Genomic DNA, 14,013 nt, shown 5'->3' with positions numbered 1-14,013 from the left:
GCTGCCGTGGCAGAGGACCGGCAAAACCGCTGAACGGTCGAGCCCAGGCGCATCCAGTCTGGCTAAAAAATGCTCAGCTCTATATACTCGCGCGCCTTTTTCATACGCGGTTTTCGAGGTTCAAAGTCGATGAGCAAAACGCCAACAGTCGGGTTCGTGAGCTTGGGTTGCCCCAAGGCAACGGTCGACTCTGAACGCATCCTCACGCAGCTGCGCATGGAGGGTTACCAGATCGTGCCGTCCTACGAGGATGCCGATGTGGTGGTGGTTAACACCTGCGGTTTCATCGACAGCGCCAAGGCCGAATCGCTGGACGCCATTGGCGAGGCGATCGCCGAGAACGGCAAGGTGATCGTCACCGGCTGCATGGGCGTGGACGAGAACAACATCCGCGGCGTACACCCCAGCGTGCTGGCAGTCACCGGGCCGCAGCAGTACGAGCAGGTCGTCAACGCCGTGCACGAAGCGGTGCCGCCGAACATCGAGCACGACCCCTTCGTCGATCTCGTACCGCCGCAGGGCATCAAGCTCACCCCGCGCCACTACGCCTATCTGAAGATTTCCGAGGGCTGCAACCATACGTGCAGCTTCTGCATCATCCCGTCGATGCGCGGCAAGCTGGTCAGCCGGCCGGTCGGTGACGTGCTCAGCGAAGCCGAACGCCTGGTCAAGGCCGGTGTGAAGGAGGTCCTGGTGATCAGCCAGGACACCAGCGCCTATGGCGTGGACCTCAAGTACAAGCTGGATTTCTGGAACGGCCAGCCGGTCAAGACGCGCATGCTCGAGCTGTGCGAGGAGCTGGGCAAGATGGGCGTCTGGGTGCGCCTGCACTACGTCTACCCCTACCCCAATGTCGACGACGTGATCCCGCTGATGGCCGCCGGCAAGATCCTGCCGTACCTGGACATACCCTTCCAGCACGCCAGCCCGAAAGTGCTCAAGGCCATGAAGCGCCCGGCCTTCGAAGACAAGACCCTGGCGCGCATCAAGAAGTGGCGCGAGATCTGCCCCGAGCTGACCATTCGCTCGACCTTCATCGTCGGCTTCCCCGGCGAAACCGAAGAAGATTTCCAGTACCTGCTCGATTGGCTGACCGAAGCCCAGCTCGACCGCGTCGGCTGCTTCCAGTATTCGCCGGTCGAAGGCGCACCGGCCGAGGTCATGGGCCTGGAGCCGGTGCCGGACGAGATCAAGCAGGAGCGCTGGGACCGCTTCATGGCGCACCAGCAGGCCATCAGCGCCGAGCGCCTGCAGCGCAAGGTCGGCCAGGAGCTGGAGGTACTGATCGACGAAGTGGATGAAGACGGCGCCATTGGACGCTCCTGGGCCGATGCCCCGGAGATCGACGGCATGGTCTACGTCGACAGCGAACAGCCACTGCAGCCGGGCGACAAGGTCCGCGTACGCGTCACCAACGCCGACGAGTACGACCTCTGGGCCGAAGTGATCTGAACTGTTCCGCCACACGAAAACGCCCCGCACTAGCGGGGCGTTTTCATTTCTGTGCAACCAGTCCTCGGCGAAGCCTTCTCCACCGACGGACTGCAGGTCCGTCAACGCTGCGGCGGTTGCCGCATCGGTGCGCCGTTGGCGACGTAGTAGCTCGCCGTGCTGCGCGGCAACGGCTCGCGACCGCGAATCCGGTCGGCGATCTTCTCGGCCAGCATGATGGTGGTGGCGTTGAGGTTACCGGTGATGATCTGCGGCATGATCGAGGCATCCACCACGCGCAGCCCGTCCACCCCATGCACCCTACCCTGACCGTCAACCACGGCCATGTCGTCGGTGCCCATCTTGCACGAGCAGGACGGGTGATAGGCCGTCTCAGCGTGCTCGCGGACGAAGGCGTCCAGCTCGGCATCGCTCTGCGCTTCCACACCCGGGTTCAGCTCACGGCCGCGGTAGGGGTCGAGCGCGGGCTGCGAGATGATCTCGCGGGTGATGCGGATGGCATCGCGAAACTCGCGCCAGTCCTGCTCGTGGGCCATGTAGTTGAACAGGATGCTGGGATCGACCCGCGGATCAGTGGAGCGAATCTCGATACGACCGCGACTGGGTGAACGCATCGAGCCGACGTGGGCCTGGAAGCTGTGGCCGTCATGGGCATTGCTGCCGTTGTAGCTGACCGCCACCGGCAGGAAGTGGAACTGGATGTTCGGCCATTCGAACTCGTCGCTGCTGCGAATGAAGCCGCCGGCCTCGAACTGGTTGCTGGCACCGATGCCGCTGCCGAGGAACAGCCACTCGGCGCCGATCGCCGGCTGGTTCCACCACTTGAGCGCCGGGTACAGCGACACCGGCTTCAGGCACTCGAACTGCAGGTACATCTCCAGGTGATCCTGCAGGTTCTGGCCGACACCGGGCAGCTCCTGCACCAGCGTGACGCCGAGCTTCTTCAGCAACGCGCCAGGGCCGACCCCCGAACGCTGCAGGATCTGCGGCGAAGCGATGGCGCCGCCGCACAGCAGCACTTCACGGCGTGCGCGCGCAACGTGGGGCTGCTCGCGGCCGCGCAGGTAACGTACCCCGACGGCACGCTTGCCCTCGAACAACACGCGGTCGGTGACGGCATGGGTGTGGATGGTCAGGTTCGGCCGTTCCTTGGCCTGGTCCAGATAGCCGCGAGCGGTACTGGCGCGCCGGCCCTGCGGCGTCACGGTGCGATCCATCGGGCCGAAGCCTTCCTGCTGGTAGCCGTTGAGGTCATCGGTACGCGGGAAGCCCGCCTGCACGCCCGCTTCGACCATCGCGTGGAACAACTCGTTGTTGTCGGCTTTGGGTGTGGTCACGCTGACCGGGCCGTCGCCGCCGTGGTAGTCGTTGGGGCCGATGTCGCGAGACTCGGCCTTGCGGAAGTACGGCAGGCAGTCCAGGTAGGTCCAGTCCTCCAGCCCCGGTGCTTTGGCCCAGTTGTCGTAGTCCAGGGCGTTGCCGCGGATGTAGCACATGCCGTTGATCAGCGACGAACCACCCAGGCCCTTGCCGCGACCGCAGTCCATGCGGCGGTTGTTCATGTGCGGCTCGGGATCGGTCTTGTACGCCCAGTTGTAGCGCGTGCCCTGCAGCGGATACGCCAGTGCGGCGGGCATCTGGGTGCGGAAATCCAGCCGATAGTCCGGGCCGCCGGCTTCCAGCAGCAGCACGCTGACGTCGGCGTCCTCGGTCAGGCGCGCGGCGAGCACGTTACCCGCCGAGCCGGCGCCGATGATGATGTAGTCGTATTCCATGGTTCTACCTCCCTCAGAACACCGAGGCGAACTCGCCCAGTTCTACCTGTACCGATTTGACCCGCGTGTAGTGCGCCAGCGAGGCGATACCGTTTTCGCGGCCGATGCCGGACTGCTTGTAGCCACCGACCGGCATCTGCGCCGGCGATTCGCCCCAGGTATTGATCCAGCAGATGCCGGCTTCCAGGCGATGGATGATGCGGTGCGCCCGCGCCAGATCGCTGGTGACCACGCCCGCGGCGAGGCCGTACTCGGTGTCGTTGGCGCGGCGGATGACTTCGTCCTCGTCCTGGTATTCGAGCAGGCTCAGCACAGGGCCGAAGATCTCTTCGCGCACGATGATCATGTCGTCGCTGCAGTCGCTGAAGATGGTCGGTGCGACAAAGGCGCCCTTGGCGTATTCGCCTTCAGTCACCCGCTCGCCGCCACAGAGCACCCGCGCACCGGCGGCTTTGCCCTTGGCGATGTAGTCGAGCACATTGTTCATGTGCGCGAAGCTAACCAGTGGACCGAAGTTGGTTTCCTCCTGCTGCGGATCGCCGAGACGAATGCGCTGCACCCGCTCCAGCAGCTTGGCCTCGAACGCAGATTTCAGACCGGACGGGACGAACACCCGCGTGCCGTTGGTGCACACCTGGCCGGAGCTGAAGAAATTGGCCATCACCGCGATGTCGGCCGCGCGGTCCAGATCGGCATCTTCGCAAATGATCAACGGCGACTTGCCACCCAGCTCCATGGTCACGTCCTTGAGCGACGACGCCGCCGCGCTGGCCATGACCTTCTTGCCCGTCGCCACGCCGCCGGTGAAAGACACTTTGGCGATGCGTGGGTGCTCGGTGATCAGCGCCCCAACGCCAGCACCAGTGCCGGTCAGAACGTTGAATACCCCGTTTGGCAAACCCGCTTCGCTGAAGATTTCCGCCAGTTTGAGCGCGCTCAACGAGGTGACTTCGCTGGGTTTGAAGATCATCGCGTTGCCGGCGGCCAATGCCGGAGCCGCCTTCCACAGAGCGATCTGGATGGGATAGTTCCAGGCGCCGATGCCGGCGACCACGCCCAGCGGTTCGCGCCGGGTATAGACGAAGCTGCTGTCGCGCAGCGGAATCTGCTCGCCCTCGATGGCCGGCGCCAGGCCCGCGTAATACTCCAGCACGTCGGCGCCGGTGACGATGTCAACGCTGCGGGTTTCGCTCAGCGGCTTGCCGGTGTCCAGGGTTTCCAGCACGGCCAGCTCGTCGTTGCGCTCGCGCAGCAGATCGACCGCGCGACGCATGATTCGCGCCCGCTCGATGCCGGTCAATGCCGCCCAGATGCGCTGGCCCTGCTCGGCACTTTCAACCGCGCGCTCCAGATCGGCCGCACCGGCCTCCGCCACTTCGGCCAGGACTTCGCCGTTGGCCGGGTTGATGCTCTCGAAGGTCTGGTTGCTGCTGGCGTCGACGTAGCCGCCATGGATATAGAGTTGCTGCCGTGGGAAACGGGCCATGTTCTACCTCTTCGTACTGGTCGTGGCGGCAGCGGATCGACACTACCGCGACATGAATGGAACGCCTCGGGGATCGCCCGAGGCGTGCAGGGTCAAGGTGTCGGCGTTGCGCCCGGGTTGGGCATGCCGCTTTCACCACCACCGTTCTCGCGCTGCAGATGCAGGAAGTGCATGTGGTGCTCGTAGTGGTCGAGGATGTCCTCGATCAGCTGGCGCCGGGAGTAGCCCATCAGGTCGTAACCCAGGCTGCCCTGACGCAGATGCACCTCGAGCCGGTAGTAGTCGGCGTTGCCGCTCTGCGTGCGCAGGGCAAAGGATGGCATGGTGCCGCGCACCGGCCAGATCTGGTAAGTGAAGTCCTGCTCGCTGCCCAGATTGACGTGCAGCGCCAGGTGCTCGTTGCCCGGCTCGCCTTCAACGATGTCCACCGGCACGCCCTTCTCGCCCAGCGCCTTCTGGATCTCTTCCATCGCCGGCTTGCAGACATCCTTCAGGTAACGACGGATCTGCGAACGGCTGGGGAAGCTCATCGCCCGCGACAGGCGCTGACTCCAGTTCATCTGCGTGTGCTCCAGCGTGGCGCGCCCGGACAGGTAGCCGGACAGGCTCTTCTGGTAGCTGTCGGCCATGACGCCTTCGACGTGCAATGCCTTGAACAGCCCGTACATCATGAACAGCAGGACGATGGAGAACGGCAGCCCCATGATCACCACGGTGCCCTGCAGCGCGGTCAGCCCGCCGGCGATTAGCAGCGCCAGGGTGAGAATGCCGATGATCGCCGCCCAGAGAATGCGCATCCACACCGGCGCATCGCTGTTCACATCCTTGAGGATGGACGTGAAGTTCGACAGCACCAGCGAGCCGGAGTCGCCGGAGGTGACGAAGAACACGATGGCCAGGATCGTCACCACGATGGTGGTGAGGCCGGCCCAGGGCAGGCTCTGCAGGAACAGATAGATCGACGAACCGGGGTTGCTCACCGCCTGCTGACCGAACTCGAGCGCACCGCCCATGACCATTTCGATGGCGCTGTTACCCATGATCGACATCCAGGCCATCATGAAGGCCAGGGGCAGCAGCAGCGTGCCGATGACGAACTCGCGGATGGTGCGACCGCGGGAAATCCGCGCCAGGAACAGGCCCACGAACGGCCCCCAGGCAATCCACCAGGCCCAGAAGAACACCGTCCAGGCGTTCAGCCAGTCGGTCGGACGGCGGTAGGCATAGGTGTCCAGCGACAGGCTGATGAAGTTGGAGAAGTAGTCGCCGACGTTCATCACCAATGCGTTGAGCAGGAACACCGTGTCGCCGACCACCAGCACGAACAGCAGCAGCAGAACCGCCAGCAGCATGTTGAATTCGGAAAGCCGGCGAATCCCCCGCTCTACCCCGGTCGCCGCCGAGATAGCCGAAAACACCACGATCAGCACCACCAGCACCGCCTGGGTGAGCGTGCCTTCCGGAATGCCAAAGATGTAGTTGAGGCCGAAGTTCAGCTGAATGATGCCGATGCCTAGACTGGTGGCGATACCGAAGATCGTGCCCAGGACCGCGGCGGTATCGACAGTGTGGCCGATGGGGCCATAGATGCGCTTGCCGAAGATCGGGTACAGCGATGAGCGGATCGACAGCGGCAATCCCTGACGGAAGCTGAAATACGCCAGCGACATGCCGACCAGTGTGTAGACACCCCAGCCGGAGAGGCCCCAGTGCAGGAAGGTCAGTTCCATCGCATGACGCGCAGCCTGGGTGGTTCCGCCATCGCCTACCGGCGGTTCGAGAAACTGGGTGATGGGTTCGGCGATACAGAAGAACAGCAGGTCGATGCCGATACCGGCGGAAAACAGCATAGCCGCCCAGGTGACCACATTGAATTCAGGCTTGGAGTGATCCGGCCCGAGGCGGATCTTGCCGTAGCGGCTAGTGGCGACGATCACCACGAATAGCAGATAGAGCAGAACGGCGAGGAAGTAGAACCAGCCGAATGTGTTGGATATCCAGCCAAGTACCGTATTGATAACCGCCAACGAGCGGTCGGTGAAAAACATCGTCCATACGGCAAACAGCACGATGGCGATTGCGGAACCGTAGAAGACTACGGGATTGATTCGGTCAGCGGGCGCTTCGGAATCGTTGGGCGAGAGCTCAGCCTCGTTCATCAGTTCTATCTCCTGAACTTGTTCTGGCTTTTACGACATCGCAGTGCGACGTATTGCGGCAGGCGACACGCAATTCATTGGTGAATGCGTCGGCCCGATGGAGGGATGGGCAAAGCAAAGCAGCCGTACTGATGACAGCCATGCCCGTCGGCAAAGCAATGCCGACAAAAACAAAAGTTGAATTCTGCTCCCATAATGTTGAAGTCGGCGCGCATCCTACACGATAAGCACCGATTTAGCGACCACGAACAGGATCGTACACCTTCTAGCCGCCATATTTCGATCCGGCAATCGCCTGTGTGGACTGCTCGCAAGAGGTCTGCGCCGGTGCCAGCCGCGGCATTTTCAGCAACCGTGTCCTGACTTATGATCACCGCCGCGCAGCAGGCGCCCCTACCATTTCACCCGCAGAGATGAACACATGTCGTCCGATCCCCGCTTCACTGCCATGCCCGATGCCAACGGATACTTCGGTCCCTATGGCGGCCAGCTGGTCCCGCCGCACCTCAAGCAGGCCATGGACGACATCAACCTCGCCTACGAAGAAATCCGCCAGCGCGAAGATTTTCAGCAAGAGCTGGCTGCACTGTTCGCCGACTACGTCGGTCGCCCGAGCCCAATCTTCCATGCGCGTCGCCTCTCCGAGCAGCTCGGTGGTGCGCAGATTCACCTGAAGCGCGAGGACCTGAACCACACCGGCGCGCACAAGATCAACCATTGCCTCGGCGAGGCCCTGCTGGCCAAGTTCATGGACAAGAAGAAGGTGATCGCCGAAACCGGGGCCGGCCAGCACGGTGTCGCCCTGGCCACCGCCTGCGCGCTGGTGGGTATTCCCTGCGAGATCCACATGGGCCAGGTGGACATCGAGAAGGAACACCCCAACGTCACCAAGATGAAGATCCTTGGCTGCAAGCTGGTGGCCGTAACCCGCGGCGCCGCCACCCTCAAGGAAGCGGTGGACAGCGCCTTCGAGGAGTACCTGAAGGACCCGCACGACTACATCTATGCCATCGGCTCGGTAGTCGGCCCGCACCCGTTTCCGAAGATGGTCCGCGACTTCCAGTCGATCATCGGCACCGAGGCCCGGGAGCAGTTCCTCACCCGTCATGGTCGCCTGCCCGACCACGTCGTCGCCTGTGTCGGCGGCGGCTCCAATGCCATGGGCATGTTCACCGCCTTCCTCGAAGACGCCGCGGTCGAGCTGGTCGGTATCGAGCCGGCCGGCGAAGGCCTGGACAAGCCCGGCCGCCACTCCGCGACGCTGTCCAAAGGCAAGCCAGGCGAATTGCATGGCATGGCCTGCTACGTGCTGGAGGATGCCGATGGCAACCCGTCGGCGGTGCACTCCATCGCTTCCGGCCTGGACTACCCGGGCGTCGGTCCACAGCACAGCTACCTCAAGGATCTCGGCCGGGTGAATTACCAGACGGCAACCGACCAGGAGTGTCTCGACGCCTTCATGACCCTGTCCCGCGTGGAAGGCATCATCCCGGCACTGGAAAGCGCCCATGCCGTAGCCTGGGCCATCCGCACCGCACCGACGCTGAGCAAGGACAGCCATATCCTCGTCAATCTCTCCGGCCGCGGCGACAAGGATGCCGATTACGTGGCCAACCTGCTCGGCCTGTAGCACATCAGCGGCGGGCCGGCGCCACCCATGGGCGTCGGCCTGCGAAAAGCGCAACGGGTGGCCATAGCGGGTAATATGCGCAGCCGCCCGACTGCTTCCAGGCCCGCTTTTCATGGATTACAGCGTCTCGCCTATCGGTTACGTTCGCTCCTGCTTCAAGGAGAAATTCGCTATTCCGCGCCAGCCCAGCCTGGCGCCGGCCGCACGTGGCGTGCTGGAACTGCTGCCGCCGTTCGACAACGGTGATGCGGTGGCCGGCCTTGAGCAGGCCAGCCACGTGTGGCTGCTGTTTCTCTTCCACCAGGCGCTGGAAAGCAAGCCCCGCCTCAAGGTCCGCCCGCCACGTCTGGGCGGCAATCGCATGACTGGCGTGTTTGCCACGCGAGCAACGCACAGACCCAATGGCATCGGTCAGTCGGTGGTCAGGCTGGATAAGGTCGAGCCGGGACGACTGTTCATTTCCGGCATCGACCTGCTGGACGGCACCCCGGTGCTGGACATCAAACCCTACGTGCCCTACGCCGATGCGCTACCTGACGCACGCAACGACATGGCCGCCGATGCGCCAGAGTTGATCGAGGTGCAATGGTCGGAATCGGGATTGCTGCAAGCCCGCCGCGAAGCACTGCGCCTGGGCGAGCCTCTGGTCGAACTCATCGAACAGTGCCTGGCGCAGGACCCGCGCCCGGCCTATCAGAAGCCGGAGCCCGAACGGCGTTACGGCGCGCAGTTATGGGATGTGGACGTGCGCTGGCACTATCCGGCTCAGAACATGATCCGTGTTCTCGAAGTCGCACCAGCTGCGCCGCAACCGGCATAACGCCGGTGCAGCGCGCCTATCACTTACCTGCCGGCGTCAACAACAGGCGCTGATTGCCATAGATCTTGTCGAGGTTCTCCGTCTTGAACGGGAAGCTCATGTATTGCGCCTTCATCCAGGCGTCGATGCCGTCGGCATAATGCGGGCTGGCCGGATTGCCCGACTGCCCCGAACTGTTGAGGCCGATCATGGGCTCGTCGCGACCGAAGTCGACGATGATGCGCATCGCCGGAATCAGCCAGGTATTGAAGTCTGCACCCATGCTGTAGGCGGAGGCGTTCAGCGTGCTGTGATCACCACCCATGGCGCAGGGACCACGGTCGAGGTAGCTGCCGATGGCATTGATCTTGCTGCGCTGGCTCGCCGGCATATGTGGCGCCAGCTGCGTAGCGCCAGAGGTCCAGCTGGCCGTATGCAGCTTGCCCCATTGCCAGGCACTACGCTCATTTCCGAGACGGCTTTCCAGCAAGGCCACGGCGGCTGCCAGGCTGCGCGCGAGGATCGCCGGCTTGTCTTCGGTTTGCGCAGTCCGCTGGTCGTTCCAGAACGGGCTGTCTTCACGTCCGAGCAAATGGTCCGCCTGCGCCGAATAGGAGGTATTGGCCGCCTGCACCAGAGCGCGCCACGCCGGCATGTCCTCCGGGCCCAACTCGTCGAGGAAGATCTGCCGCGCGCTTTCATGCAGGAAGGCGCTGTAAAGCGCAGCGTTGGCCGAGTCAGCGGCCAGCTTGCCATCGAAGGCCAGCAACCGATCCAGCGCTTCACGCGCTTTGCTGCGCTCGGCGACTGGAAGCGCATCGATCGCCTGCCGCAGCGGCCCGGCCATGCCTGGGGCCTCGAACATTGCCCTGAGCTTGGCGGCGAACGGGGTCACCTGGTCGTATTGCATCGCAATGGTGCTGCGGGTGTCGTGCTTGCCGCGCCCCGCCAGCTCCGCGAGCCGCTCATAACGTTCGGGGCCGTACCAGGAGCTGGATAGCTGCATCCCATAACCCCGCGGCACGCTGCGATGGTTGGCAGTACCGAGCCAGCCCTGGGAAGGGTCTTGATCATACGGGTGCAACATCGGGTCGGCGAAGCCATCCCACTCATAGCGATTCTCCCAACCCGGCGACGGCACCAACCCCAGGCCTTCTCGGCGGTTGGGGAAACGCCCGGTGACCTGCCAGCCGATGCCCTGCTGGTCGGCGAACACCAAGTTCAGGGCGGTCGAGCGGATCTCGCGGGTCGCCTCGAAGGCCTGATCCACCGATTGCGCACGGGACAGATCGAAGAAGGCATCCAGCGAGCGGTCCGCCTCCAGCTGCGTGGTTTTCAGCGCAAGACCGTAGCCGCTGCGCAGTTGCAGCGGCTGCAACGGATGCTTGCGCTCGCCTAGCGCGGTATTCAGCAGTGGGCCGTTGCGGGTCTCGAAGATGGTCTCGCGGATCGGCCGCTCGCCTTTGACGATATAGGTTTCATGCCGCTCACGAGCCGGCAGCCACTTGCCGTCGGCCAGATACATCAACCGTGAACCTTCACGGCGCACCTGCTCGAGATACAGGTCCTGGTTATCCCCCATAACCATGGTCATGCCCCAGCCGAGCTTGCCATTGAAACCGGCCACCACCGCGGGCACACCAGCGATGGTGACACCAGCAGCCTGGAATTTAGGTGCGCGTATCTGCATGAAATTCCAGTACGAAGGCATCGACAGTGGCAGGTGCGTGTCGTTAGCCAGAATTGGTTTGCCACTCCGGGCGTTGCTGCCGGCAATGGCCCAGTTGTTCGACGCAGCCATGCCAGTCGGGGTTAGCGACGCCAAGTGTTGTGCCGCCTGCTCGATCGCCGCCAGTCCTGGCACTGATCCACTCAGAGCGAGCCCCTTGAGCTTGTCGGCTTCGGCAAACGGCAATGCCTCATCCGGATAGATCGGCAGGAGCCAGGCCAGCTTGTCGCTCCCTACCTTCTGCGCCAGCAGCAATGCCGCCACCTCCTCCTGCAGATTCTGTGACAGCCCGAAATTGAGCAGGCAGAACACCAGCACCGAATCCTCGGGCTTCCAGTATTCCGGCTTGTAGCCGGACTCAGCCAGATCCATCGGGAGCTTATCGCTGTGGCGATATAGATAGGCATTGACGCCGCGAGCATAGACCTCGAAGAACTTCTTCATCCGCGGAGAGGATTCTCGGTAGAGCACCTCAGCGCTTTGGCGCAGATTGACGGCACGCATGAATCGGTCGGTATCAAGCACACCGGGGCCCACCATCTCGGCCAATCGCCCCTGCGCCATGAGACGCAGACTCACCATCTGACTCAAACGATCAGTCGCATGGATATAGCCCATTGCGAACAGCGCATCGTGGAACGACGAGGTCTCGATCAGCGGCATACCTAACGAATTGCGCCGAATGCTCGCGCTGCCCGCCAGGCCCGTGAGCGGTTGAATACCCTGAGCCGGCGGCAGGCTGGCGCTGTAGCGGTTATCGAGATAGGCCTGACAACCACCGAGGCCGGCCAGGCCGAGCGCGGCCCCCAGCGTCACGCGAACCAGGCCGAACGGCAGACGCAGAGACATCGAAGACTCCTGTGCGAGCTTTGCAAGAGAAAAGAGTGCTAACAGCTTAGAGGGTGTGCAGCGAAGAAGATCGGTCGATCAGGCCGCGTCGCGTGATTTTGGCAGAGCTTCGTCGAGCAGCCAACGGGCCGAACGCCGGGCTTCAGCCTTGTGTTGCAGTTCCAGCGCACTGAACTGCGCCTCGTGCCGACGCCGCTCGTGCTTGTCCAGCGCCTTCCAGGCATCGTGAGTAGGCACTTGCTCGGTGGCGTCGAACAGCTGTTGGAACACCTGGCAACGGGGATGCTGGCCCAGCGCCACGTCATAGTTGTCGAGCAGCACCTTGATTCGAATAGCGCCTTCAATGAGCGGTAGCTGTTCGTCCAGCAGGCAGCTGGCAAGAATCCGCAGATCCTCCGCCAGCGCTGTCTGCTGTTTGGCCCTGGTCTCCACCTGTAAATGCTCTTTACGCCAGACACGGCGCCAGAGATAGAGGGCATAACCGCCTAGCGCCGCAATCAGCAGCACGGCAATGATGAGAAGACCGAGGGCTAAGGTCATAACAGGCTCAGGCGCCGTGGCATTTCTTGTACTTCTGCTGACTACCGCAGGGGCACGGGTCGTTGCGACCGACATCCTTCAGCGGATTGCGCACAGGCTCATGGCTGTGATTGCAATGCGGCCCATGGACGTGGTGGTGATCATGGTCATGATCGTGGTTGCAGTCGGGACCATGGACGTGGGGTTCTTGGCTCATGGGGTACTACTCCGGAATAAAGTTGCCCGGGATTATCTCGCCATCTGTGGAAATGTGCACGCGCCGCCCCGCCATCAAACCCGTCTTGAGCTCACCGGCCAATCGATAGCTGATCGGACGGTCGGGTTTCTCCAGCAGCCGCACAATGTACTTCATGTGGCGCCATAGGTTGGTATGCACGGGCACCTCGTAATACTCGAAGCTATTGGCCGGAACCGTCAACCAACCACTGGATTCGCCACTGGCCAGCTCCACGTCATTGAGATGGACGGTATAGATAAGTCCGCGCACCGGCAGACTGCGATCATTGGGATTGTCGATACGAAAGCGCAGCATGAACTGCTGTTCGAGCAACCTCGCCTTGATGATATCGACTTTGGTGAGCTCGACCTTCGGCTCCTTGAAATCCCCCGAGAACCAGGTCGAACAACCGGCAATGCCGCCAAGCAGCGTCAGCAACACGACCGTTCTAAGAATTCTTATTGTGTGTGCCTGGCAAAACATTCCGGTACTCCAAAGGACGGTCAAGTGTAGCAAGCGGCGTGCTTGCCGCAATGGTGTCCGCCGCAAAAAATACCAGTCTCAAGCCGCAATATGACAACGACGTTTCAGACAAAGCGCACCCGCGTTGCAGTGCGCCGCAGATAGTCAGGCCGCCAGCACTTTTGCGAGTATCTGTCGCGCCTTACCTATACCGGCAGCCAGTGCCGCCTCGATCTCAGTCATGGTGATCACCCCGCTCGCCTTGCCGGCCGCCGCATTGACCACCAGCGCCAGGCAGGCATAAGGCAAGTCGAGCTCACGGGCCAGCGCGGCCTCTGGCATGCCGGTCATGCCCACGATGTCGCAGCCATCGCGCTCCATGCGGGCAATCTCCGCAATGGTCTCCAGACGCGGTCCCTGGGTACAGCCGTACACGCCATGGCTGCTGAACGCATAACCCTCGGCCGCTAGCGCGCCAATCAAGCGTTCACGCAGCATTTCGTCATAGGGATAGCTGAAGTCGATATGGGTTACGTGGTCGATATCGCCCTCGAAGAAGGTGTGTTCGCGGCCATAGGTGTAATCGATCAGCTGGTGTGGCACGCAGAAATGGCCTGTGCCCATGGCCGAATGAATGCCGCCCACTGCATTGACCGCGAGAATTGCCTCGGCACCGGCGTGCTTCAACGCCCAGAGATTGGCGCGGTAGTTCACCTGATGCGGCGGAATACGATGTGGATGACCGTGCCTGGCCAGAAAGAGCATTTCTCGGCCGCCATACTCACCGCGCAATATTTCACCGGACGGACGCCCGTAGGGCGTATCGATGAGCTGTGCGCGCTGCATCTTGAAGCCGCTCAGCTGAGTCAGGCCGGTACCGCCGATAATGGCATGGACTGTCATGGGTATTCCTTG

General features: G+C 62.6%; 11 protein-coding genes. 3 read left to right on the top strand and 8 right to left on the bottom strand.

The window, feature by feature from the left end; all coding sequences use genetic code 11:
• Nucleotides 1–129: 129 nt before the first annotated feature.
• Nucleotides 130–1,452 (top strand): 30S ribosomal protein S12 methylthiotransferase RimO, encoded by a 1,323-nt coding sequence (gene rimO, locus CXK91_RS00325; protein ID WP_103454446.1) that lies wholly within the window; start codon nt 130–132, stop codon nt 1,450–1,452.
• Nucleotides 1,453–1,553: 101 nt separating this feature from the next.
• Here rimO and betA read toward each other — a convergent pair whose 3' ends face one another.
• From betA to CXK91_RS00310, 3 genes are all read right to left on the bottom strand, one after another.
• Nucleotides 1,554–3,227: a choline dehydrogenase gene (gene betA, locus CXK91_RS00320; protein ID WP_103454445.1), complete on the bottom strand. Its 1,674-nt coding sequence runs from the start codon at nt 3,225–3,227 to the stop codon at nt 1,554–1,556.
• A 13-nt stretch (nt 3,228–3,240) separates the two neighbouring features.
• Complete coding sequence (betB, locus tag CXK91_RS00315) at nt 3,241–4,713, bottom strand: betaine-aldehyde dehydrogenase (protein WP_103454444.1); 1,473 nt, start codon at nt 4,711–4,713, stop codon at nt 3,241–3,243.
• Nucleotides 4,714–4,805: 92 nt separating this feature from the next.
• Nucleotides 4,806–6,872, bottom strand: coding sequence for a choline transporter (locus CXK91_RS00310; protein WP_103454443.1), 2,067 nt, complete (start codon nt 6,870–6,872; stop codon nt 4,806–4,808).
• A 421-nt stretch (nt 6,873–7,293) separates the two neighbouring features.
• Here CXK91_RS00310 and trpB point away from each other — a divergent pair, with 421 nt between their 5' ends.
• Nucleotides 7,294–8,502, top strand: coding sequence for a tryptophan synthase subunit beta (gene trpB, locus CXK91_RS00305; RefSeq protein WP_103454442.1), 1,209 nt, complete (start codon nt 7,294–7,296; stop codon nt 8,500–8,502).
• A gap of 112 nt (nt 8,503–8,614) precedes the next feature.
• Entirely contained in the window at nt 8,615–9,322 is a 708-nt protein-coding gene (gene tsaA / locus CXK91_RS00300; protein ID WP_103454441.1) for a tRNA (N6-threonylcarbamoyladenosine(37)-N6)-methyltransferase TrmO, read from the top strand.
• A 19-nt stretch (nt 9,323–9,341) separates the two neighbouring features.
• Here tsaA and CXK91_RS00295 read toward each other — a convergent pair whose 3' ends face one another.
• The 5 genes from CXK91_RS00295 to CXK91_RS00275 form a co-directional block, all read right to left on the bottom strand.
• Nucleotides 9,342–11,879 carry a penicillin acylase family protein gene (locus tag CXK91_RS00295; protein ID WP_103454440.1) on the bottom strand — a complete coding sequence of 846 codons (2,538 nt, stop codon included), beginning with the start codon at nt 11,877–11,879 and terminating at the stop codon, nt 9,342–9,344.
• Nucleotides 11,880–11,957: 78 nt separating this feature from the next.
• Entirely contained in the window at nt 11,958–12,419 is a 462-nt protein-coding gene (locus CXK91_RS00290) for a DUF2489 domain-containing protein (RefSeq protein ID WP_103454439.1), read from the bottom strand.
• A gap of 7 nt (nt 12,420–12,426) precedes the next feature.
• Nucleotides 12,427–12,615 carry an SEC-C metal-binding domain-containing protein gene (locus CXK91_RS00285; protein ID WP_003302497.1) on the bottom strand — a complete coding sequence of 63 codons (189 nt, stop codon included), beginning with the start codon at nt 12,613–12,615 and terminating at the stop codon, nt 12,427–12,429.
• Nucleotides 12,616–12,621: 6 nt separating this feature from the next.
• On the bottom strand, nt 12,622–13,119 hold the full coding sequence (locus CXK91_RS00280; RefSeq protein ID WP_181003891.1) for an LEA type 2 family protein: 498 nt from the start codon (nt 13,117–13,119) through the stop codon (nt 12,622–12,624).
• Between the two features lie 144 nt (nt 13,120–13,263).
• Nucleotides 13,264–14,001 carry an S-methyl-5'-thioinosine phosphorylase gene (locus tag CXK91_RS00275; protein WP_103454437.1) on the bottom strand — a complete coding sequence of 246 codons (738 nt, stop codon included), beginning with the start codon at nt 13,999–14,001 and terminating at the stop codon, nt 13,264–13,266.
• Between the last annotated feature and the right edge of the window lie 12 nt (nt 14,002–14,013).

The organism is Stutzerimonas stutzeri (genome assembly GCF_002909485.1).
In the GTDB taxonomy this organism is placed as follows: domain Bacteria; phylum Pseudomonadota; class Gammaproteobacteria; order Pseudomonadales; family Pseudomonadaceae; genus Stutzerimonas; species Stutzerimonas stutzeri_AH.
This window is presented reverse-complemented; position numbering and strand designations above follow the sequence as displayed.